20 protein-coding genes are annotated in these 23,030 nt (G+C 68.4%); 11 read left to right on the forward strand and 9 right to left on the reverse strand.

Going from position 1 to position 23,030, the window contains the following annotated elements; genetic code table 11:
- Positions 1-69: 69 nt before the first annotated feature.
- The 4 genes from EGT29_RS14275 to EGT29_RS14290 form a co-directional block, all read right to left on the reverse strand.
- Positions 70-1,554: an aldehyde dehydrogenase family protein gene (locus tag EGT29_RS14275; RefSeq protein WP_124689613.1), complete on the reverse strand. Its 1,485-nt coding sequence runs from the start codon at positions 1,552-1,554 to the stop codon at positions 70-72.
- Between the two features lie 162 nt (positions 1,555-1,716).
- Positions 1,717-2,658 (reverse strand): LysR family transcriptional regulator, encoded by a 942-nt coding sequence (locus EGT29_RS14280; protein ID WP_161567822.1) that lies wholly within the window; start codon positions 2,656-2,658, stop codon positions 1,717-1,719.
- Positions 2,659-2,727: 69 nt separating this feature from the next.
- On the reverse strand, positions 2,728-4,029 hold the full coding sequence (locus tag EGT29_RS14285; protein WP_124689615.1) for a sulfatase: 1,302 nt from the start codon (positions 4,027-4,029) through the stop codon (positions 2,728-2,730).
- A gap of 22 nt (positions 4,030-4,051) precedes the next feature.
- A complete protein-coding gene (locus EGT29_RS14290; protein ID WP_124689616.1) occupies positions 4,052-5,020 on the reverse strand; it encodes a tripartite tricarboxylate transporter substrate binding protein in 969 nt (322 codons plus the stop codon).
- A gap of 123 nt (positions 5,021-5,143) precedes the next feature.
- Between EGT29_RS14290 and EGT29_RS14295 the strand changes: the two genes are divergently transcribed.
- From EGT29_RS14295 to otsA, 3 genes are all read left to right on the forward strand, one after another.
- The gene (locus EGT29_RS14295) at positions 5,144-6,100 is read left to right on the forward strand and encodes a LysR substrate-binding domain-containing protein (protein WP_124689617.1); all 957 of its coding nucleotides are present in this window, start codon (positions 5,144-5,146) and stop codon (positions 6,098-6,100) included.
- A 138-nt stretch (positions 6,101-6,238) separates the two neighbouring features.
- Complete coding sequence (otsB, locus tag EGT29_RS14300; protein WP_124689618.1) at positions 6,239-7,006, forward strand: trehalose-phosphatase; 768 nt, start codon at positions 6,239-6,241, stop codon at positions 7,004-7,006.
- An 11-nt stretch (positions 7,007-7,017) separates the two neighbouring features.
- A complete protein-coding gene (gene otsA / locus EGT29_RS14305; protein ID WP_124689619.1) occupies positions 7,018-8,400 on the forward strand; it encodes an alpha,alpha-trehalose-phosphate synthase (UDP-forming) in 1,383 nt (460 codons plus the stop codon).
- A 13-nt stretch (positions 8,401-8,413) separates the two neighbouring features.
- Here the strand turns inward: otsA and EGT29_RS14310 are convergent, their stop codons facing one another.
- Entirely contained in the window at positions 8,414-9,139 is a 726-nt protein-coding gene (locus tag EGT29_RS14310) for a GntR family transcriptional regulator (protein ID WP_124689620.1), read from the reverse strand.
- A gap of 196 nt (positions 9,140-9,335) precedes the next feature.
- On the opposite strand from EGT29_RS14310, the gene EGT29_RS14315 reads away from it, so the two are divergent.
- From EGT29_RS14315 to EGT29_RS14335, 5 genes are read left to right on the forward strand one after another with little or no spacing between them, the layout of a single operon-like run.
- Positions 9,336-10,784 (forward strand): FAD-binding oxidoreductase, encoded by a 1,449-nt coding sequence (locus tag EGT29_RS14315; RefSeq protein WP_124689621.1) that lies wholly within the window; start codon positions 9,336-9,338, stop codon positions 10,782-10,784.
- Between the two features lie 33 nt (positions 10,785-10,817).
- Complete coding sequence (locus EGT29_RS14320; protein ID WP_124689622.1) at positions 10,818-11,795, forward strand: ABC transporter substrate-binding protein; 978 nt, start codon at positions 10,818-10,820, stop codon at positions 11,793-11,795.
- A 16-nt stretch (positions 11,796-11,811) separates the two neighbouring features.
- Positions 11,812-12,597, forward strand: a complete 786-nt coding sequence (locus EGT29_RS14325; RefSeq protein ID WP_124689623.1) for an ABC transporter ATP-binding protein — start codon at positions 11,812-11,814, stop codon at positions 12,595-12,597.
- A gap of 34 nt (positions 12,598-12,631) precedes the next feature.
- Positions 12,632-13,531 (forward strand): ABC transporter permease, encoded by a 900-nt coding sequence (locus EGT29_RS14330; protein WP_124689624.1) that lies wholly within the window; start codon positions 12,632-12,634, stop codon positions 13,529-13,531.
- 31 nt (positions 13,532-13,562) lie between these two features.
- Positions 13,563-14,570, forward strand: coding sequence for a TauD/TfdA family dioxygenase (locus tag EGT29_RS14335; RefSeq protein ID WP_124689625.1), 1,008 nt, complete (start codon positions 13,563-13,565; stop codon positions 14,568-14,570).
- Between the two features lie 15 nt (positions 14,571-14,585).
- Here EGT29_RS14335 and EGT29_RS14340 read toward each other — a convergent pair whose 3' ends face one another.
- From EGT29_RS14340 to EGT29_RS14350, 3 genes are all read right to left on the reverse strand, one after another.
- Entirely contained in the window at positions 14,586-15,476 is an 891-nt protein-coding gene (locus EGT29_RS14340) for an ion transporter (protein WP_238159978.1), read from the reverse strand.
- A 106-nt stretch (positions 15,477-15,582) separates the two neighbouring features.
- Positions 15,583-15,915 carry a four-helix bundle copper-binding protein gene (locus tag EGT29_RS14345; RefSeq protein WP_124689627.1) on the reverse strand — a complete coding sequence of 111 codons (333 nt, stop codon included), beginning with the start codon at positions 15,913-15,915 and terminating at the stop codon, positions 15,583-15,585.
- 69 nt (positions 15,916-15,984) lie between these two features.
- Positions 15,985-16,878 (reverse strand): ketopantoate reductase family protein, encoded by an 894-nt coding sequence (locus EGT29_RS14350; RefSeq protein WP_124689628.1) that lies wholly within the window; start codon positions 16,876-16,878, stop codon positions 15,985-15,987.
- Between the two features lie 366 nt (positions 16,879-17,244).
- Between EGT29_RS14350 and EGT29_RS14355 the strand changes: the two genes are divergently transcribed.
- Complete coding sequence (locus tag EGT29_RS14355) at positions 17,245-19,149, forward strand: ABC transporter ATP-binding protein (RefSeq protein WP_124689629.1); 1,905 nt, start codon at positions 17,245-17,247, stop codon at positions 19,147-19,149.
- A gap of 20 nt (positions 19,150-19,169) precedes the next feature.
- Here the strand turns inward: EGT29_RS14355 and EGT29_RS14360 are convergent, their stop codons facing one another.
- Positions 19,170-19,802 carry a LysE family translocator gene (locus EGT29_RS14360; RefSeq protein WP_124689630.1) on the reverse strand — a complete coding sequence of 211 codons (633 nt, stop codon included), beginning with the start codon at positions 19,800-19,802 and terminating at the stop codon, positions 19,170-19,172.
- Positions 19,803-19,957: 155 nt separating this feature from the next.
- Here EGT29_RS14360 and EGT29_RS14365 point away from each other — a divergent pair, with 155 nt between their 5' ends.
- Together EGT29_RS14365 and nhaA are read left to right on the forward strand one after the other, a co-directional pair.
- Positions 19,958-21,160 (forward strand): low temperature requirement protein A, encoded by a 1,203-nt coding sequence (locus EGT29_RS14365; protein WP_124689631.1) that lies wholly within the window; start codon positions 19,958-19,960, stop codon positions 21,158-21,160.
- 77 nt (positions 21,161-21,237) lie between these two features.
- A complete protein-coding gene (nhaA, locus tag EGT29_RS14370) occupies positions 21,238-23,028 on the forward strand; it encodes a Na+/H+ antiporter NhaA (RefSeq protein ID WP_124689632.1) in 1,791 nt (596 codons plus the stop codon).
- The last annotated feature ends 2 nt before the right edge of the window (positions 23,029-23,030 follow it).

The following is a 23,030-nucleotide window of genomic DNA, read 5'->3' on the forward strand; positions in this document are numbered from 1 at the left end:
TTATCCTTGTCTGCCGGCTGGGCCGGCGCATGAGTTGGAAAGCCGGCCGCGGCGCCGGCCATGAAGAGGTCAGTACACGATGTTGATGTTTTTCCCCTGCGTATAGGAAAGCAGTTCCTCGATGGACTCGTCGCGGCCGATACCCGACTGCTTGTAGCCGCCGTAGCTGGTGCCCAGGAAATGCGGCCCGGCGTGGTTGACCCAGACGAAACCCGACTGGATGCGTCCGGCGGCTCGGTGCGCCTGCGCCAGGTCGCGGGTGAACACCGCGCCGGTCAGCCCGTACTCGACGGCGTTGACCTGCTCGAACATGCTTTCCTCGTCGGACCACTTCAGCACCGACAGGACCGGTCCGAAGATCTCCTCGTTGGCGATACGCATGCCGGCCGTCACGCCCGTGAAAACGGTGGGCTCGACGAAGAAGCCCCTGGCCAGTTCAGGATCCTGCGGCCGCCTGCCGCCGTAGGCCAGGGTGGCGCCTTCACCGATGCCTAGGTCGATGTAGCGCATGATCTTGTCCAACTGGGCTTGGGAAACGATGGCTCCCATGGTCGTGGCCGGATCGGTCGGCATGCCCGGCCGGTAGTGACGGATTTTCTCCAGTACCCGCGCGACCACCTCGTCGTGGACGGACTCGTGCACGAACAGCCGCGAGGTTGACCCGCAGGACTGGCCGCTCCATGTGAAGTTCATGCCGGCCACGGCGCCGGAGCTGGCACGTTCCAGGTCTGCATCGGGATAGACGATGCAGGCGTTCTTGCCTCCCAGCTCGAGGGTGATGCGCTTGAGACGTTCGGCACCGGCCCTGGCCACCGCTCGTCCGGTTCCCACGCTACCGATCAGCGAAACGAAGGGAACATCGGGATGCGCCGCCAGCGCCGCGCCGCACTCGGTTCCCCCGGTGACGACGTTGAGCACGCCCGGAGGGAGAATGCCGTCGATCAGTTCCATCCATCGATAGGCCGACAGCGGCGCCTGCACCGGCGGCTTCATCACCACCGTATTGCCCGCCGCCAGCGGGGCCGCGCTCTTGGCCGCCGTGAACATCAAGGGATGGTTGTAGGCCACGATGCGCCCCACCACGCCATAGGGTTCGCGTACCGACATGTTCACCATGCCCTCGCCCATGGGAACGGTGTCGCCCTTGATCTCGGTCACCAGGCCGGCGAAGAAGTCGAACTGCGCGGCAGCCAGCATCGCGTCGCGCACCATCTCGGCCACGGGGCTGCCGCAGTTGGCGGCATCCAGCATCGCGAGCTCGCCGGCGTGTTCGCGCAACACGCCGGCCACGCGCCGCATCCGCGCGGCGCGCTCGATCGGCTTCATGCGGCTCCACGCGGGAAAGGCCGCCCGCGCCGCCTGCACGGCGGCATCCACGTCCTCGGCATTGGCTTGGGCGCAATCGCCCAGCGACTCCCCCGTCGCGGGATTCCAGGTGGGCGCGTAGCCGCCCCGCGGACGCTGCCACTGGCCGCCGTAGTAAAGCTCGCGATGAACCGGCAACGCCGGCGAAGAGGGAATGACGATTTCTGGAGCAAGCTGGGGTCCCGACATGTTTCTTCCTTGTATCGATGCTCGATCGGGCGGCAATACCGCCACAGCCGGCCATCTTAGGAAGCAGCCCCAACCCGGTCCAATGGAAAGTCTGAATGGTGGAAATGGACGGCGCGGATATCGAGGGATATCCCTGAACCGCCGCCGCGCGCATGGCGGCGCTCAGCGCTCGGCGCAGTAATTGGCGGCGAACATCTGGCGGAACCAGGCATTGCCCGGGTCGCGGTGCATGCGATCATGCCACTGCATGTTGAGATCGATGGGCGGCAGTTCGACGGGCAGCGGCACGATGCGCAGTTCCTGTTGGCGCGACAGAGACAGCGCGGGCCCGTGGGGCACGGTCAGGACCAGGTCCGACTGCGCGATGGTCGCGGCCAGTCCGCTGAAGTACGGCACCGACAGCACGACCCTCCGGCGTACCCCCTGCCCCGAGAACTGGCTCTCCAGCAGCGCGTCGAGCGACGCGTGTATGGAGGCCGAGGGGCGATAGCTCAGGTGCGGCGCGTCCAGGTACTGGTCGCGTGTCATGGACGTGCCTATGAAGGGATGGCGGGCACTGACCAGACACACCCAGCGTTCCGTGAACAAGGCCTGCCGGTGGAAATCCGCTCCCAGGTCCGGCAGAAAGCCCACCGCCAGGTCCAGTTCGCCATCGGCCATGGCCTGGCGCGCCTCCCGCAGCGGCAGCGACAGGCTGATCAGGTCCACCCCCGGCGCCTGGCCGCGCATCATGGCAACGAAGGCCGGCAGATGCGAGTGCTGGGCGATGTCGCTCAACAGCAGCCGGAAGGTACGGCGCGAGGCGGCCGGATCGAACTGGCGGTCGCGCTCGACGGCGAAGCGCAGCCGATCCAGCGCTGCGCGGATATCGGCTTCCATGTCCAGCGCGAGCGCCGTGGGCTGCATGCCCGCGGGCGTTCGCACGAACAGCGGATCGCCAAAGGCCTGGCGCAGGCGCTGCAGGGAATTGCTGGTGGCCGACTGCGACAGCCCCACCCGCTCTCCGGTCTGCGTGACGCTGCGAGTGCGCATCATCGCATCGAAGATCAGGAGCAAATTCAGGTCGAGCTGATTCAGGTTCAAGGTGGCCCCCCCAAGCGCCATGCGCCCTTCGAGGGGCGGGCCTGCTGCCCGCATTGTGACATGGCCCGTGCGCCGGGCGCACGGAGCGGATCACCGGCTGGGCATGTCCTTGTCCGTATAGACCAGTTCGCTGCGGGCATCGGCCGGAATCGCGCCGAAAACGGCATCCCAGTCGTCGCAGCGACCGCGCATCCTGGCCAGGCGTTCGGGCTGACGGTGCGCCTGGTTGGCCCGCTCGCGCTCGTCCGCGGACAGGTCGAACAGATACTCGTTGCCTTCGATGGCCAGGTATTTCCATGGCCCGTCGCGCAGGGCGCGTTGGCCACGGTAGTTCATGCGCCAGAACAGCTCGCGCGGGAACTCCTGCGCCGGGTCGCGCAGCACCGGCAGCATGGACACGCCGTCGAACGGATAATCGGGATGGGCGGGCACGCCGGCGATGTCCAGCATGGTCGCCGTCCAGTCCATCGTCATGCAGTGCTGCGCCGAGACCGAGCCGGGCGCGATCCGGTCGCCCCACTGCACGATGTAGGGGACGCGTATGCCGCCTTCGGTCAGGTCCATCTTGCCCCCCACCAGCGGCCAGGTGTCCGAGAAGCGCTCGCCGCCGTTGTCGCTGGTGAAGATGACCACCGTATCGTCGGCCAGGCCCAGGTCGTCCAGCGCCTTCAGCACGCGTCCGCAGCCCTCGTCCAGCGCCTTGATCATCTCGCCGTAGACGTGGACCGAACCGCCGTCCAGGTGGCGGATGTCCTGGTCGGTCTCGGGATTGGAACTGCCCTGCTCGCGCGTCTCCCAGGGCCAGTGCGGCGCGGTGTAGTGCAGGCTCAGCAGGAAGGGCTGGCGGTCGCCGGCGCGCGCGCGCAGATAGGTCTCGGCCTCGTCGGTCAGGAGGTCCGTCAGATAGTGGCCGTCGTAGTTGACGGGCTCGCCGTCGCGCACGAGGTCGTGCTTGCCCATGCGGTCCACGTGGCTGAAATAGCTCACGCCCCCCGACAAGGGGCCGATGTGGTACTCGTACCCGCTTTTCTCCGGACCGAAGTGCGGCGGATAGCCCAGGTGCCACTTGCCGATCAGCGCGGTTCGATATCCCCGCTCGCGCAGCAACGACGGCAGCGTCGGATGCGCCGGCGGCAGGCCGATCTCGGTGCTGCCGCGGAACCTGCCGGTCATGGGTTCCTCGGCCGCGCCGCGCAGGCGGTACTGGTAGCGCCCGGTGATCAGGCCGAAGCGCGTGGGCGAGCACACGGGCGAATTGGAATAGCCCTGCGTGAAGCGGATGCCGCGCGCGGCCATCCGGTCCAGGTTGGGCGAGACGGGCTTGCGGCCGCCGTAGCAGCCCAGGTCGGCGTAGCCCAGGTCGTCGGCCAGGATGAAGATGAAATTGGTCATGCGAACTGTACCGGCTCCGTTGTCAGTCGACCTTCATGCCGGCCGACTTGATGATCTTTGCATAGCGTTCCCGCACGCTCACCAATTCCTTGGCGGCGGCTTCGCCGTCCAGCGTGCCCAGCGTGAAGTCCATCGCGCGCAGGCGCTGCTGCACGTCAGGCTGCGCCAGCACCTGCTCCATCGCCTTGCGCAGGGTCTGGACGACGGCGTCCGGCGTCTGCGCCGGCACCATCGCAAGATACAACACATCCTGGCGCACCCCGGGGTAGCCCAGTTCGGCCGTGGTCGGCACCGACGGCAGCAGCGGCGAACGCTGGCTGCCGGTCACGGCCAATGCCTTCAGCGTTCCGGCGTTGACGTGCTGCAAGAGGCCCGGCGTGGCCAGCGCGGCCGCCTGGACCTCGCCCGACACCAGCGCCAGCACCGCCGGCGCATTGCCGCGGTACGGGATGTGGTTGATCTTCATGCCGGTGGCCTGTTGCAGCATGCTCAGGCTCAGGTGGCCGGGCGAACCGTTGCCCGCCGAACTGAACGTGACCGGGTCCTTGTGGCCCCGCTCGACCAGAGTCTTGAGCGTATCGGCCTTGGCGGACGGGTGGGCGGCGATCAGCATCCCCGAGGACGCCAGGCGCATCACCGGCTTCAGCTGGTCCAGGCTGAACCCCTGCGACGCATACAGGCTGGGGTTGACCGTGAAGGTCGAATCCAGGCCGATCAGCACCGTGTAGCCGTCGGGTGCGGCGTTGGCCACCGCGGCGGCACCGATGTTGCCGCCGCTGCCGGTCTTGTTCTCGACCACGAAGGGCTGCTTGAAGATGGCGTTGAGGCGCTCGCCCATCATGCGCGCCATGATGTCCAGGGGACCTCCGGCCGTGAAGTTGACGACGAACCGGACGGGCTTGTCCGGATAGCTGCCCTGCGCCGACGCAGCGCCCGTCGCGGCCGACAATGCAAGTGCCAGTCCCAGCGCGCGGACCACGGATTTCGACATTTCCCACTCCTCCTGATTGTGCGGACGTCCAGCCATCGGACACCCTTCTGTCCGCGCCATCATAGAAGCGTAAGCCATAATATTGGTTGATCTTTTTGAAAATTGATTGAGTGGAAGGAAATCATGCTGCGCCCTCTCGACCCCCGCCTGCGCCTGCGCCACCTGCAATGCCTGGTCGCCCTGGCCAGCCATCGCAGCGTGCTCAAGGCCGCCGATGCCCTGGCACAGACGCCGTCGGCGGTGTCCAAGAGCCTGGCCGAACTGGAGGCGATCGCCGGCGAGACGCTGGCGCTGCGGCACCGCAAGGGACTGGAACTGACGCCCGCCGGCCACACCCTGCTGCGCCATGCCGCGCAAGCCATCGGCGCGCTGCGCGACGGCTTCGAGCTGCTGGGCGCGGGGGAAAAGGCGCCCGAGCACGTGCGCATCGGCATTCTGCCCACCGCGGCCGCCACCCTGGTACCGAACGCGATCGGCCAGATGCAGGCGCGCTACTCCCACCTGGTCGTCACGGCGCATGGCGGCACCAACGCCGACCTGCTGGTGCGCTTGAAACTGCGGGAGCTGGATCTGGTCATCGGCCGCATCAGCCATCCGTCGGAAATGGTGGGCATCTCTTTCGAGCACCTGTACATGGAACCGCTGGTCATGGCCGTTCGCCCCGGCCATCCGCTGCTGGATGCTGCCGCGCTCCAGCCGGCCGACGTGCGAGCCTATCCCATGGTGCTGCCCATGAAGGGCACCTACATCCGCCCCGCGGCCGAGACCTTCCTGCAATCGAGCGGCATAGGGATGCCGCAGCAGTTGGTGGAGACCCTGTCGTCCACCATGGCGCGCAGCCTGATGCGTACCGGCGACGCGATCTGGTTCGTGCCCTACGGCGTGATCGAGACCGACCTGGACGATGGCCAAGCCAGGACCCTGCCGGTGGACACCAGCCCCACGTCCGCGGCGGTGGGACTGACCACGCTGGGCACGGATGAGCTGCCCGAGGGCGTGCGGCTCTTCATCGATGTGATGCGCGAGGTGGCCGGCGAGATGCGCAACCGCAACCGGCGCTCGTTGATGCAGCAGGGGTGAGGCGCGCGGGGGCGAGGAGATAACTGGAAACAAAAATGCGCAAAATGAACACCCTCCCCGAGGCCCCCTTCCCTACCATTCCATCTGTGGCTGTTGTCAAAACGATACGCGGATGACGCGTCAACGGACGATGTCCAGATGGAAGCACGCACACCTCGCCCGCCGGACCTGGCGCGATGCGCTTTGTTCCTCGACCTGGACGGCACGCTGGCCCCCATCGCACCCAGCCCCGACGCGGCCCGGGTGCCCGGCGCCACCGTGGCGCTGCTGCGGCGCCTGGTCTGCGCGACGGGCGGCGCGCTGGCCGTGGTCTCGGGCCGCTCGATCGAAGTCATTGACCGCCTGCTGCAGCCGCTGCGGCTGCCCGTGGCGGGCCTGCACGGCGCCCAGTGGCGCGGCCCCGGCAGCCAGGCATGGGAACTGCCCGTGGACCGCGACCGGGCGGCCCGGCTGCTGGCGCGGCTGCGGGACATCGCCGCCGGACAGGCGGGCATATACGTGGAGGACAAGGATATTTCATTCGCCATCCACTACCGGCATGCGCCCCGGGAGGAAGCGCGGATCCGCGCCGAAGTCGCCGCGGCGGCCGCGGACTTCGCATCGGACTACACGCTGCAGTTCGGCAAGATGGTGGCCGAGGTCAAGCCGCGCGGCGTGGACAAGGGAAGCGCCGTCGAGCGCTTCATGGCCGTCGCGCCCTTCGCGTCCCGCCTGCCCGTCATGGCGGGAGACGACCTGACCGACGAGGCGGCCTTCGCCGTCGTGGCGCGCCTGGGCGGAATCGCGATCAAGATCGGCGACGGCGACACCTCGGCGCCATGGCAGCTGCCCGATCCCGACGCCCTTGCCCGCTGGCTGGACGACCTCTCCGCGCGGGGGCCGTCCGGTCCCCCACGCCACGAATAAAGGATCAGGACATGAGCAGACTCGTGATCGTTTCCAATCGCGTGGCCTCCGCGGCCGAGGGCAAGCGCAGCGCCGGGGGCCTGGCGGTGGGCGTACTGGACGCGCTGAAGCGGCAGGACGGACTCTGGTTCGGCTGGAACGGCAAGATCGAGGACACGGCCGGCACCGAGCTCGCCTTCCACCGCATCGGCCGCATCGATTGCGCGACCACCGGCCTGTCGCGCAGCGAGTACGACCTCTACTATCGGGGATTCTCCAACGGCACGCTGTGGCCCACCTTCCACTACCGCATCGACCTGAGCCGCTACGACGCGCGCGAATACGCGGGCTACCTGGCCGTCAACGAGCGGCTGGCCGGCATGCTGCGGGAACTCGTCGGCGAGGACGACCGGCTCTGGATACACGACTACCATCTTCTTCCCTTCGCCCGCGCCTGCCGCCGCCTCGGGCTGCGCAACCGCATCGGTTTCTTCCTGCATACGCCCTTTCCTCCCGAGGGCATCCTGCGCACCGTCCCGCCTCACCGCGACCTGGTCGAGGCGATGTGCGAATACGACCTGGTCGGTTTCCAGACCCGGGGCGACGCGCAGGCCTTCCTGGACTATGCACAGCGACGTCTCGGCCTGGCCCGGGACGGCGACATGCTGCGCGGGCCGTCCGGGCCGGTGCGCGTGGGCCACTATCCCATCGGCATCCTGACCGACGACGTCCAGAGCAAGTCCAAGGCGCGCAGCCGCTCCAAGCTGGTCGCCACGCTCAAACAGGGGTTGCAGGAGCGCAAGCTCATCATCAGCGTCGACCGCCTGGACTACAGCAAGGGCATGGTCGAACGCTTCAACGCCTTCGAGCGGCTGCTGGAATCGCGGCCGGCGTACCGCGGCCACGTCAGCTTCGTGCAGATCGCGCCGCCCTCGCGTTCGGACGTCGAAGGCTATCGCCACATCCGTCGGCAGCTCGAAAGCACGGCGGGCCACATCAACGGCCGCTGGACCGAACTGGCCTGGACCCCCATCCGCTACATGAACCGCGCCTACGAGCGCGCCGCGCTGCTGTCGTTCTTCCGCGCCTCGCAAGTGGGCTTCGTCACGCCGCTGCGCGACGGGATGAATCTGGTGGCCAAGGAATACGTGGCGGCCCAGGACCCCGAGGATCCCGGCGTGCTGGTCCTGTCGGAATTCGCGGGCGCCGCCGACGAACTGGCCGATGGCGCGATCATCGTCAATCCCTACGACGTCGACGCCATGGCCTGCGCCCTGGACCGCGCCCTGGACATGCCGCTGGCGCAACGGCGCGAGCGCCACGAACACATGATGCAAGTGCTCAGGAGCAACGGCATCAAGGAATGGCGCGACCACTTCCTGACGGACCTGGAGCCGCCCGCCGCCGCGGCCTGAGGGCGCCCGCCGTTCAGCGCTGGCGCGCTTCCTCCAACAGCCGTTCGGCGATCTCGATCGCGATGTCGACCATCCGGTGCATGTGCTGGCGGGCGAAATGCTCGGCCGCGACCGGATCGCCGTGCAGCACCGCGCGGGCGATGTCGACGTGGTCCGACAAATTCAGCAGCCAGTTCTCGCGGTTCAGGTCGCGGAAATAGATCGTGTGCAGGATCGGGTAGTTGTACTGGTCCAGCAGTTCGCCCACGTCCGGGATGCCCGACATGTTGTTGATGGCGCGATGGAAGCGGCCGTTCTCGGCGCGGTGGTTGCGCGGGTCGTCGGCGCGCCGCTGGGCCTCGATGTCGTCCAGCAGTTCCTGGATGATTTCCCGGTTGCCCGGCTCGTGCGCGTGCTCCGCGGCGGCGCGCGCCCCCAGGCCGGAGATCACCTCGCGGATGCGGAACTGGGCAACGATGTCCTCGCGCCGGGGCGTGGCCACCGTGGCGCCGCGATTGGGCTCGATGCGCACGAAGCGATTGGTCTCCAGGCGCCGGAAGGCTTCCCGGACCGAACTGCGGCTGACGCCCAGATCGCGGGTGACATCCGCCTCGACGATACGCTGGCCCGGCTTGTAGATCCCGTCGACGATGCGGCGCGCAATCTCGTTCAGAACGAAATCCGACACGCTGCCGGAGCGGGCCGGCTCGGCCTGCGGCGGCTGATAGAAGGGAACGAAGGAAGTCGGATCTTTCGGCATGGTCGGAAGGGACGAACCGCGGGGGATACCGGAGATTGTAGGACAGGATGCATCTTCCTCCAGCCATTCCGATCCGGCAAGCAGGCATTTTCCTCTCGAACCGGGTAGTTTTCCCGATATGGAAGAGCGCACTTTCTGTCCGACAATGTTTTCAATCCAACGCGAAATTCCTGGTTAATTCGGAATGAAATCGGAAATGTTGTCCGACAATAAATCCAACCCATCCGCCTCGGAAAGCCTCTCTTCGGGCATCGGCCAGGATCGGCGGGTGTCCGAGTTGTTCGCCGACTTGTCGGACAGCGTCAGCTTCATGTCCTCCGACGACGCCGGTCCCCGCTACCAGGAAGACTGGACGGGCGCTTTCGGCGCTCCCGCGCCGGTCCTGCGGCCCCGTACCGTCGCGGCCCTGGCCGAGACGGTGCGCCGCCTGCATGGCGCGGGGCTGCGCATCGTCGCCCAGGGCGGCATGAGCGGGCTGGTGGGCGGCGGCGCACCGATGCGCGGCGAAGTGGTCGTGTCGCTGGAATTGCTCAATCGCATCGAGTCCTGCGACCTGTACGGCGCGACCATGACGGTCCAGGCGGGCGCGACGCTGCAGGCGGTACAGGAAGAAGCCGAACGCCAGGGCCTGTTCTACCCTGTCGACCTGGGCAGCCGGGGCAGTTGCACGGTGGGCGGCAACATCGCCACCAACGCCGGCGGCAACCGCGTCCTGCAATACGGCATGACGCGCGCCTCGGTACTGGGCCTGGAAGTCGTGCTGCCAGACGGCACGCTGGTCTCCCGCATGGGCCGGGTGGCCAAGGACAACGCCGGCTACGATCTCAAGCAATTGTTCATCGGCTCCGAAGGCACGCTGGGCATCGTCGCGCGCGCGGTACTGCGGCTGCATCCGCTGCCGCGCCAGCGCTACACCGTGGCGCTCGGCCTCCAGGACCTGGACCAGGTGCTGCGCGCGCTGGCCGCCTGCCGCGCCGACTTCGGTCCCATGCTGACCTCGTTCGAGGTCATGTGGCGCGACTTCGTGGATTTCGTCGCGCGCGGACTGGGCATCGGCCGCGACCCGTTCGCCGGCGCCTGCGGCCACGTCGTGCTGCTGGAACTCTCCTGCTACGACCGCCAGCCCGAACGCGACGAGGCACGGATCATGGAGGCGCTGCAAGCCTTGTCCGAGAACCTGGACACGCCTCACGTCGTCGTCGCCAAGTCACTGTCCGAGGCGGCCGAACTCTGGCGCATGCGCGATGCCTCCGGCGAAGCGGCCCGCCACCTGGGCGCCTACCTGTCCTTCGACGTCAGCATCCCGGCCGGCGAACTCCAGGACTGCCTGCCACGCATCTACGCAGGGCTGGACGCCATCGATCCGGCGCTGCGGCGCCTGACCTACGGCCACCTGGGCGACGGCAACGTGCACCTGCTGGTCGGCTGCGCGGGCCCCGCCGCCGAGCGCGTCGAACATCTGGTCTATCACGAGGTGATGCGTTGCGGCGGCTCGATCTCGGCCGAACACGGCATCGGACTCGAGAAGAACCAGGCCTTCCAGCGGCTTTATCCGGCCGCGGAACTCGACGCCATGCGCCGCATCAAGCTTGCCTTCGATCCCGGCGCCCTGCTCGGCCGGGATCGCGTCTTCGGCCTGTCCTGACCTCTCCTCCACCCGTCCTGCCCCGGAGCTGCCATGAAGCCTGCCCTGATTCTCCAAGCCGCGCGACTCGCCGCCTGCGTGCCGCTGGCCTGTGCCGCCTCGCTCGCCCACGCCCAACAGACCTACAAGGTCGCGATCGCGCAGTTCGGTCCCGACCATACGCTGGACACGCTGGTGTCGAGCTTCAAGCAGGAACTGGCCAGGCAGGGGCTGAAGGTGACCTACGACGAAGGCCACGTGAACTTCGACCGCTCGCTCGCGCCCCAGTTGCTGAATCGCGAGGCCGCCGGCAAGCCCGACCTCATGCTCACCATTACCACGCCGCTCACGCAGACCGCCAAGCAGGTGCTGGCCAACCGCAGCTTCCCCATCGTGTTCGGCGCCGTCGCCAATCCCGTCGCGGCCAAGCTGGTGCCGTCCTGGGACCGGGGCGACACGCTGATGACCGGCGGCTCCAACCTTCCCAACATGGATGCGTCGGTCGGCTTCATCAAGCAGCTCACCCCCGGGGTCAAGCGGCTGGGCTTCATCTACAACCCCGGCGACGATGCCGACCTGGGCTACCTGAACGCGCTGGAAAAAGTCGTCGGCAAGTACGGCCTCACCCTGGTCAAGGTGGGCGTGGACAACGCCAACGACATTCCCACCCGGGTCGCGTCGCTGCAAGGGCGCGCCGACGCGCTGATGGTGCCGGCTTCCAGCATGCTGATACCCGCCGCCGCGGCCATCGCCTCGGTCACCAACCGCATCAAGCTGCCCACCTACAGCCCCAACGTCGACAACGTGGCCCAGCACCACTTCCTGGCCGCGATGACGGTCGAATACACCAGCCTGGGCACCAACGTCGGCCGCATCGCCGCCGATGTGCTGCGCGGCAAGAAGCCGGCCGACATTCCCGTGTCGGTACCCGCGGTGCAGGACCACGCGGTCAAGATCAGCGGGCGCAGGCTGAAGGACCTGGGCATCGCGCTGCCCGAATCGCTGAAGAACTGCAACTGCGTCGTCGACTGACGCGCCGGAGCCCCGCATGATCGAGCTTGCAGCCGTCGACGTCGTGTTCTATCCGGGCACTCCTGATGAACGCATCGCGCTCGACCGACTGGACCTGAACCTGGAGAACGGCAGTTTCTGCGTCGTCGTGGGCACCAACGGCGCCGGCAAGAGCACCCTGCTGAACGTGCTGGCCGGCGCCGTCCGGCCGCGCACGGGCCGTACCGTCATCGACGGCACCGACGTCTCGTCCTGGCCGGTGCACCGGCGCGCGCAATGGGTCTCGCGCGTGTTCCAGGACCCGGTGGTCGGCACGGCGCCCGCGCTGTCCATCGAAGAAAACCTGGCTTTCGCCGCCATGCGCGGCCGCCGGCGCGGACTGCGCATGGCGCTCAACCCCCGCAACCGGGCCCATTTCCGCGATGAACTGGCGCGCTTCGGCCTGGGGCTGGAGAACCGCATGGGCGCCGCCGCCGGCCTGCTGTCGGGCGGACAGCGGCAGGTGCTCGCGCTGCTGATGGCGGCGCTGAACCGCCCCCGCATCCTGCTGCTGGACGAGCACACCGCCGCGCTGGATCCGCGCACGGCGCAGCTCGTCATGGAGGCGACGCGCCGCATCGTGGCCGAGCAGCGGCTGACCACCCTGATGATCACGCACAACATGGCGCATGCGCTGGAATACGGCGACCGCCTGCTGATGATGGAATGCGGGCGCATCAAGCTGGACATCGGCCGCGACGAGAAACCGCGCCTGACGATCAACGACCTGGTCCAGCGCTTCGGCCAGGCCGACGACCAGATCCTGCTGCAGGCCAGCGCATGAACGCGTCCCCGCGCATGCCCCTACGGAGCCGAAAGTGGAAGTCCTGAACACCTTCTATCACCTCGTCCCCATCACGGCCGTCCAGGGACTGCTGTACGCCTTCGTCGCCATGGGGGTGATGATTCCCTTCCGCCTGCTGAACGTGCCCGACCTGACCGCCGAGGGCGCCTTTCCGCTGGGCGGCTGCCTGGTCGCGGCATTGATCACGGCCGGGCTCCATCCCTTCCTCGGCACCCTGGCGGCGGCCGGCGCGGGCTTCCTGGCCGGCGCCGTCACCGCGCTGATCCACCTGAAGTTCCGCGTCCATTCGCTGCTGGCCGGCATCCTGACCATCACCATGCTGTGGAGCGTCGACCTGCGGGTGATGGGCAAGCCCAATACGCCGCTGTTCGGCCTGCCCAATCTGTACGACTGGATAGATCCGGCCATCATGCAAAGCCTCGCGCTGCAGGGTGGCCTGCTGCTGGCGGCGCTGGTGGTGCTGGTGCTGCTGCTGTGGTGGGGCCTGCACACCGACGTGGGCCTGGCCCTGCGCGGCGTCGGCGCCAACAGCCAGCTCGCACCGGCGCTCGCGGTCAACTCCACGCGCTACATCGTGGTCGGCCTGGGGCTGGCCAACGCCATCACTGCCGCGGCGGGCGCGCTGCTGGCCCAGAGCCAGGGCTACGGCGATGTCAACATGGGCTTCGGCATGCTGATCAACGGCCTGGCCGCGCTCATCATCGGCGAAGCCATCATCGGCCGCCGTACGCTGCTGCGCCAGCTGTGCGCGCCGGTGGTCGGCTCGCTGCTGTACTACCAGCTCAGTTCGCTGGTGCTGTCCTTCGGACTGATGCCCTCCGACCTCAAGCTGGTCACCGGCCTCTTCGTCCTCGTCACCATAGGCTGGCCCATTCTCAGGGGCCGCGCCCGCGCCGGCTCGATCGCCGGATAAGCCCTCCGCCCCCCCCACTCAGGAGCCACCCATGACGGAAATGCTGCAACAGCCCTATACCGGCCCCAGTGCCTGGACCCGCGCCCAGATGGAGGCCGACCAGAGCTGGATCTACACCCTGTCGCCGGCCGAGGTCGCCGAGATCCGCGCCGCGGTCGCCACCGCCCTGGCCACGGGCAAGCCGCTGGAATCCATTTCCCGCGCCGATTTCCCGCTTGCCGGCCTGGCGGGCCGGCTGGCGACGCTGGGAGAAGAACTGGAGAACGGCCGCGGCTTCGAGATGTGGCGCGGGCTGCCGGTCGAGGATTGGAGCCTGGAGGAACGCAGCATCGCCTACTGGGGACTGGGGCAGTACCTGGGCGATGCGGTCGTGCAGAACGCGCGCGGCGAGCTGTTCGGCCACGTACGCGACACCACCGCCGGCGCCGACCCGCAGACCAACGCCAACACCCGCTTCTATCACACCAACCGCGCGGCGCCCTTCCACGTGGACGGCGCCGACATCGTCGGCCTGATGTGCGTGCGCACCGCCAAGGCCGGCGGCGCCAGCCTGGTGGTCAGTTCCACCAGCATCTACAACGCGCTGCTGCGCGACCACCCCGACATGATCCCGCTGCTGTACGAGCCTCTGTGGTTCGACCACCGGGGCGAGCACAACGCGGTCACCGGCAAGCCCTATTGGGTCACGTCCATCTGCGGCTGGACCCACGGCAAGCTGTCGATGATGTACCTGCGCAATTTCATCGAGTCGGCGCAGCGCTACGAAGGCGCGCCCCCGCTGACCGAGCGCCACCGCAAGCTGCTGGACCTGATCGACCACTACGCGGAGTCGCCCGAGCTGTGCCTGTCCATGGCGTTCCTGCCCGGCGACATCCAGTGGCTGAACAATCACATGACGCTGCACTCGCGCACCGAGTTCCTGGACTGGGAAGAGGACGAGCGCAGGCGCTGGCTGATGCGCCTGTGGCTGAACCGGCGCGAGCGCAACCGCTATACCGACACCTACGGCTACTACGGCATCGCGCCCGACGCGAAATGACGGCCGGCGGGAGGCTCAGGCCTCCCGCTCCTGCCCCGCCAGCCCGGCGCCGCAGTGCTTGCAGTAGTTCGCGTCGTGGTCCTGCCCGGGCGTCAGGCACACCTGGCAGGTGCGCGCCGCGGTCCGGCGCCGCGCGCTTTCGGCCAGCGTCATCTCCATGGTGACGATGCCCGTCGGCACGGCCAGGATGCCCCAGCCCAGCAGCATCATGACCGAGGCGATCAGCCGCCCCAGCGCGGTGTGCGGCGTGATGTCGCCGAAGCCCACCGTCGCGATGGTCGAGATCGCCCAGTAGACACCCACCGGAATGCTGGTGAAGCCGTACTGCGGGCCTTCGACCACGTACATGATCGTGCCCATGACCAGCACGATCAGCAGCACCACCGACAGGAAGACCATGATCTTGCGGGACGAGGCGCGCAGCGCCCGGGCCATCATCAGGTATTCCTCGGTGAACAGGCGCAGCTTGAACACCCGGAAGATGCGCAGCAGACGCAGCACGCGGATGCCGATCAGGAAGGCCAGGCTGGGCGTCAGCAGCGCCGCGTAGGTGGGCAGGAAGGCCAGCAGGTCCACCACGCCGTAGAAGCTCGTGGCATAGCGCAGCGGGCGCCGCACGCACAGCAGCCGCAGCACGTATTCGATCGTGAAGAGCACCGTGAAGGCCCACTCCAGCGGACCGAACAGGCCGCCCAGGCGCTGCGACAGGAAGGCCACGCTATCGGCCATCACGACCGCCAGGCTGGCCAGGATGAGCACGAACAGCAACTGGTCGAATCGCCGTCCGGCGGACGAACCGGTCTCGAACATCACCGCGTACAGCGACCGCCTCCATCCCCGCTCGGGCCTGCCGAAGGCCTCGGCGATGTCATGATCACGCTTCGTCGATGGAGTTTCCTGGACCACGCCCGCTCCCGCGCCAGCCACGGCCCGGCGGGCCCGCATCCTCTGGCATGCGGAATCATAGGGGAAGCGCCGGGCGCCCGCCAAGGCGCTCCGTCGGGCCGCAGGCTCAGGCGGCCATGCGCTCGCAGGCGTCGGCGCAGCTGCGGCAGTCGGCGGCGCACTGGTCCATGCCGTCCAGGCCGTCGCAGCTGTCGGCGCACTGGCGGCAGATCGAGGCGCAGTCGGCGCACACGTGGCGGTGCTGCGGAACGCTGGTCAGCATGAAGTGGGCCGCGGTGCGGCACATCTCGGCGCAGGCCATCATCAGGCGGAAATGGGGCGGTGCGACGTGCGCCCCGCCCCGCTCCAGGCAGTGGTTCATGGCGGATCCCAGGCAGGACTGGTAGCAACGCAGGCAGGCATCCACGCACAGCTGCATTTCCTTCGGCACGGCATTCATCATTGACCTCCGGATAACGTCGAACGGATGGCCCCGCCAGGCAGCACGTTCCGTTCCCGGCCCCCAGGCTCAGTCCTGGCGCGACTCCAGCAGCTTGACCAGGCTGTGCAGCACGCGGTTGGCCGGCGTCGACACGCCCAGTTCGCCGCCCCGGCGGACGATGTAGCCGTTCAAATGGTCGATCTCGCTCGGCTTGCCGCGCGCCAGGTCCTGCGCCGTCGACGACAACTGGGTCGGCATGCTGCGGCTGATGCGCATTACCGCTTCCCAGGTGTCGCCGGGCACCGTCACGCCCGAGGCCGCCGCCACCGCCAAACACTCGTCCACCACGTTGCGCATGACATCCGGCACGCCCTGGCACTCGATCAGCCGGCCATAGGGCAACTGCGCCGCGGCCGACAGCGCGTTGTAGGCGCAGTTCAGGATGAGCTTGGCCCAGAGTTCGCCGATGGCGTTGCCGGACACCGTGGCCGGGATACCGGCCGCGCTCAGCACGCCCGCCGCTTCCTCGCTGCGGGGCGACGGCCCGAGCACGAGTTCGCCGCGCCCGTGATGGCGCACGTGGCCCGCGCCCGCCATCTCCACCGCCACGTACACCACGGCCGGCACCACCGGCTGCGGCAGCAGCGCCTGCAGGCGCTCGGCATTGTCGACCCCGTTCTGCAGGCTGAGCACGACGGCATCGGCATCCAGGTGCGGCGCGATCTGCCTGCCCGCGTCCTCGGTGTCGGTGGATTTCACGCAGAACAGCACGAGCTTGGCGCCGGCGACGTCCCCGGGATGCTCGCTGGCCCGCGCCGGCACATGGCCGTGGAAGGACTTCGTCTCGAGCAACAGCCCCTGCCGCCGGACCGCCTCCACGTGCGCGGGACGGCCCACCAGCACCACGTCGTGGCCGGCGCGGGCCAGTATCGCGCCGTAGTAGCTGCCGACCGCGCCGGCTCCCATCACTGCAATCTTCATGTCCACCCCTGAAACTGGAATCCTTCATTCCGGCAGGCCGCGCCCGCAGCGGCAAGTGTATGCCGACGGCCACATCCTCCCTTCGCCGCCGTTGCCTCGCCCGGCGCGGGCTGATAGACTTCATTTTCGGCTTTTTGCCTTCACATCCATCCCCCCATCCAAGGAGACGCAAAATGATCAACACGCGCATCGTCGTCTCCGGACCGGCTCCCCGGCACCTCTAGGTTGCCCCGCCGCGGGCGGTTTTCCTGCCCGCACATACTCCCGGACGGTTTTTGCCCCACGCACGCCACAAGCGCGCGATGGCCCGTCTGTTCTCTCCCGACTTTGGAGACCCCGCTCCACCGCGAGCCGGGGCTGTCGCAAATGGCATCGAAGAAACTCGACTTCCGTGGACAGTCCTACAAGGACGTCCTTGGCTTTACTTTCCGCCACTGGGCCGAGCAGCCCTGGCGCATCCTGACCATCATCGTCGCCATCCTGCTCTCGACGCTGGCCAGCGTGGCGACTCCGTTGTACGCGGGCCGCCTGGTCGATGCCGTGGCGTCGGGCGCGGCCAGCGACCCGGCCGCGTGGCAAGCCGCCATCGCCGCCTTCTGGATACTGGCCGCGCTGGGCGTGGGCGCCACGGCGTTGCGCCAGGTCGTATTCCTGAGCCTGACTTTCCTTACGCTCAAGATGATGAGCAAGATCGCCGCCAACGCCTTTCATCGCGTGCAGCGCTTCTCGACCGACTGGCATGCCAACAGCTTCGCCGGCTCGACCGTGCGCAAGGTCACGCGGGGCATGTGGGCGCTCGACCTGCTGAACGACACGCTGCTGGTGGCCCTGCTGCCGTCGCTGGTCATGCTGGCCGGCGCGACCATCCTGCTGGGCGCGACCTGGCCGCTCATGGGTGCCGTCATCGGCGTGGGATCCCTGCTGTATGTGATGCTGACCGTCATGCTGTCGCTGGGCTTCGTCGCGCCCGCCGCGCGCCTGGCCAACGCCTGGGATACCCGCATGGGCGGCGCCCTGGCCGACGCCATCACCTGCAACGCGGTGGTCAAGGCCTTCGGCGCCGAGGACCGCGAGGAAACGCGCCTGGCGCGCGTGATCGGCAAGTGGCGCCTGCGTACCCGGCGCACCTGGGTGCGCGGCACGATCAACGGCGGCGTCCAGGGCACCATGCTCGTGCTGATGCAGGCCGCCATCCTGGGCACCGCGCTGCTGCTGTGGTCGCGCGGGCAGGCCAGCGTGGGCGACATCACCTTCGCGCTGACGACCTTCTTCATGCTCCAGGGCTACCTGCGCGACGTGGGCATGGACATCCGCAACCTGCAACGCTCCATCAACGACATGGAGGAACTGGTCGCGCTGGAACGCCAGCCGCTGGGCATCGAGGACCGTCCGGACGCTCCGGCCATCGCCATCGGCCCCGGCGAGATCCGCTTCGAGCACGTGGACTTCCGCTACGGCACCCACGACACGCCGCTCTACCGCGATTTCTCGATACGCATCGCGCCGGGCGAACGGGTCGGGCTGGTCGGCCACTCCGGTTCGGGCAAGACCACGTTCATCAAGCTGATCCAGCGCCTGTACGACGTCAGCGGCGGCCGCATCACCATCGACGGACAGGACATCTCCTGCGTCCGCCAGGCCTCGCTGCGCCAGCAGATCGCCATCGTCCAGCAGGAACCCATCCTGTTCCACCGCTCGCTGGCCGAGAACATCGCCTATGCCCGGCCGGACGCCACGCGGGCGCAGGTCGAGCGTGCGGCGCGCCTGGCCAGCGCCCATGACTTCATCATGGCCCTGCCCCACGGCTACGAGACCCTGGTGGGCGAGCGCGGCGTCAAGCTGTCGGGAGGCGAGCGCCAGCGCGTGGCGCTGGCTCGCGCCTTCCTGGCCGATGCGCCCATCCTGATCCTGGACGAGGCGACCTCCAGCCTGGACAGCGAAAGCGAGGTCCTGATCCAGCAAGCCATGGAGCGCCTGATGGAAGGCCGCACCACGCTGGTGGTCGCGCACCGGCTGTCCACCGTGCGCGCGCTCGACCGGCTGCTGGTAATGGACAAGGGCCGCGTCATCGAGGAAGGCACGCACGAGGCGCTGATCCGGATCAGGAATGGCGTCTATCGGCGGTTGTTCGAGAAGCAGGCCCTGGAACTGACCAAGGGTCTGTTGCTGGATGGCAACGCGCTGCGCCGCGCCGACGACGAGGACTGGCTGGCCGAACCGGATGCGCTGGTGGAGAACCCCGCCGACGCGCCGATGCCGCCCGGCAGGTAGCCGCCGGCGGGGCTGCCCCGCTAGCGGCGCGCCTCGGTGGCCATGCGCACGGCCAGCCCCGCCAGCACCGTGCCCATCAGCCACCGCTGCGCGACCAGCCACAGCGGGCGGCGCGCCAGGAAGGCCGCGATCGAGCCGGCCATGATGGCCACCGTGGCGTTGACGCTCATGCTGATCGCGATCTGCGTCGCGCCCAGCATGAACGACTGCATCAGCACGCTGCCCTGCTCGGGCCGGATGAACTGCGGCAGCAGCGACAGGTACATCACCGCGATCTTGGGGTTCAGCAGGTTGGTCAGGAAGCCCATCGCGAACAGCTTGCCCGGGCCGTCGCGTGGCAATTCGCGCACCTGGAACGGCGAACGCCCGCCCGGCCTGACCGCCTGCCATGCCAGATAGAGCAGATAGATCGCGCCGCCCGCGCGCAGCGCATCGTAGGCATAGGGCACCGCCATGACCAGCGCGGTGATGCCCAATGCCGCGCACAGCATGTAGAACACGAAGCCCAGCGCCACGCCGCCCAGCGAGACGAGCCCGGCGCGCGGCCCCTGCGAGATCGAGCGCGAGACGAGGTAGATCATGTTGGGGCCTGGCGTCAGCGCCATTCCCAGCGCCACCAGGCCAAAGGCGAGCAGGCTGGACGTATCGGGCATGATTTTCTCCGGGCGCGGATACCCATGGAACATGTCGACCAGCATACGCCCTGGGGGTCCATCCTGCGACCCCGACAAGAACAGTAGGCGGCGCGGGAATTTCCGGCTATCTTAAGCCGCGTATTCGATCCCCGGCCGGCCAGGCCGCGTCCATCATGCCATCCGACACCCACCGCCATCCCCCGCTGCGGCACCGCGACGGGCATCACGCCCGCGTCACCTTCGAAGAACTGTTCTTCGACCTGATCTACGTCTTCGCCGTCACCCAGATCAGCCACCAGCTCCTGCATCACCTGACGCTTACCGGCGTGATCGAGTCGCTGATCCTCTGGCTGGCGGTGTGGCTGGGGTGGCAATACACCTGCTGGGTAACGAACTGGTTCGACCCGGAAACCCCGCGCATCCGGGGCCTGCTCTTCGCCACCATGCTGCTCGCGCTGTGCATGGCGGCCAGCCTGCCCGAGGCCTTCGGCGACCGGGCGCTGCTGTTCGCCGGGTCCTATGCCGCGATGCAGGTGGGCCGGACCGCCTACATCGTCTGCCAGTTGCCGGCCAGCCATCCGCTGGCGGCCAACTACCGCCGCATGCTGGGATGGCTGGCTATCGCGGCGGTCTTCTGGATCGCCGGGGCGATGGCCGAAGGGCATGAGCTGCGCGCGCTGCTGTGGCTGGTGGCGGTGCTGTGCGAATACGGCTCGCCCATGTTCGGCTTCGCCCTGCCCGGCATGGGCCGCTCCCATACCCGCGACTGGACCATCGAGGGCGGCCACCTGGCCGAACGCTGCCAGTTGTTCGTGATCGTGGCGCTGGGCGAGACGCTGCTCGCCACCGGCGTCATGCTGGCGGACACCCAGTCCTGGAACACCGCCATCGTCTCCGGCGTGCTGGCCACCTTCCTCGGCACCCTGGCGATGTGGTGGCTGTATTTCGGCACGTCCAGCAAGGATGCCACCGAAGCCATCACACGCTCGGCCGATCCCGGACGCATCGGCGCCTATTTCCACTATATCCACGCCATCCTGGTGGCCGGCATCATCGTCACCGCCGTCGGCAACGATCTCGTCATGGCCCACCCCCACGAGGCGCTCGGCACGGCGCAGGTCGTCGTGCTGGTGGCCGGCCCGGCCATCTACCTGCTGGGCAGCGCCATCTACAAGAAGGTCGTCTACGGCGCCGTCCCGGGTTCGCACCTGGCCGGCGCGGTGGCGCTGCTCGTGCTGGTGCCCATGGGCTATGCCGCCACGCTGCTCGTCATGGGCTGGCTGACGACCGCGGTCCTGACGGCCGTGGGCTTGTGGGAGACACGGCGGCTCAAGCAGCGGCGCGCCCGCCAGCCCGCGCCGCCGCTGGCTCATTGAACGGGCCGGGTGCCCCCGACAACACACAAGGGATTCACGTGTCGCAAGAAAGCTTGACCGCTAGGCTGGAACAACCGGTGGATGACAACCGGGACCACGTCCTCGGCCCCGCCGATGCTCCCATCACCCTGGTCGAATATGGCAGCTACGCCTGCCCGTACTGCCGCGCCGCCAACGAACGCATCGCGGAAATCCGGCATCAGCTGGGCGACCGGCTGCGCTATGTATTCCGCCACTATCCGTTGCCGGGCAGCGACATCGCGCGCCGCGCGGCGGAGCTGGCCGAGCACGCGCGCGACTCCCGTCAGTTCTGGGACGCCCACGTCACGCTGATGACGCATTCGCGCACGCTGTCCGAGGAAGACCTGTCCCTGGTGGCGAGCGAACTCGGTGTCCCGCCCGCCGGCGCGCGGCAGGCGGGCGATGACGATCCGGCCCGGGCCCGGGTCGATGCCGATGTCGCCGGCGCCCGGGCCAGCCGGGTCATGGTCACGCCCACCTTCTTCATCAACGGGCGCCGCTACGACGGCCCCTGGGACGAAAGTTCGTTCACCGACGCCATGCTGCGCACACCGGGCCATCGCCTGCGCAGCGTGGCGCAGGACTTCGCGGGCTGGGCGCCCTCGGCCGGCGTGCTGCTCCTGCTGGCCGCCGCGCTGGCGGTCCTGCTGACGAACTCCGGGCTGGGCGAGGCCTTCGCCGCGCTGTGGGAAACGCCCCTGGCGATCTCGCTGGGGCAGGCCGGCTTCGGCATGTCGCTGCTGCACTGGATCAACGACGGCCTGCTGACGATCTTCTTCCTGGTCGTGGGGCTGGAGATCAAGCGCGAGTTCACCGTGGGCCACCTGGCCAACCTGCGCTCGGCCGCGCTGCCGGTCGCGGCGGCCCTGGGCGGCATGCTCGTGCCCGCGCTGGTCTACAGCCTGATCGTTCCCGCCGGCCCGTGGTCGCACGGCTGGGGCGTGCCCATGGCCACCGACACCGCCTTCGCCATCGCGCTGATCGCGATGATGGGTAGCCGCGTCCCCACCGCGCTGCGGGTGTTCCTGACCGCCGCGGCCATCGTCGACGACATCGGCTCCATCGTGGTCGTCGCGCTGTTCTATTCCGGCTCGCTGAACCTGGGCTACCTGGCCGCCGCCGCGGCGCTGGTGGGCGTGCTGGCGCTGCTCAACAAGGCACACATCTATCGCGTCGCGCCCTATGCGCTGACCGGCATCCTGCTGTGGGCCTGTGTCCACGCGAGTGGACTGCACGCGACCATGGCCGGCGTGCTGCTGGCGATGTTCATCCCCACGCGGCCGCCTCCCAACCTGCCCACGCTGGTGGCGCAGGCCGACGCCATTCTGACGGCCGAAGCGCGCCGCAGCGGCGAAGTCCTGCGGCAGGGGCCGTCGCTGCCCGCGCTGGCGGCGTTCGACGCCATCCACGACCGGCTGGAATCGCCCGCCGACCGGCTGCTGCGCACCACGGGCGCGCGTTCCAGCTACGTCGTGCTGCCGCTGTTCGCGCTGGCCAACGCCGGCGTGGCGCTGGCGCCCGACGTGCTGTCCAGCCACGGCCAGCTGTCGCTGGCCATCATCGCCGGACTGGTCCTGGGCAAGCCGCTGGGGCTGGTTCTGGCTTCGGTCATCGCCGTCCGGCTGGGCATCGCGCGCAAGCCCGCCGACTACTCGTGGCGGCAACTGGTGGGCGCCGGCGCGCTGGCCGGCATAGGCTTCACCATGTCGCTGTTCATTTCCGGCCAGGCCTTCCCGGTGGAAACCGATTTCGCCGCGGCCAAGGTCGCGGTCTTCATCGGCTCCATCCTGTCCTCGCTGATCGGCTTGGCCATACTCTGGGGAGCCCGGCCGCCCGCCGAAGGCTGAGG

Source organism: Pigmentiphaga sp. H8, from assembly GCF_003854895.1.
GTDB lineage: Bacteria > Pseudomonadota > Gammaproteobacteria > Burkholderiales > Burkholderiaceae_B > Pigmentiphaga.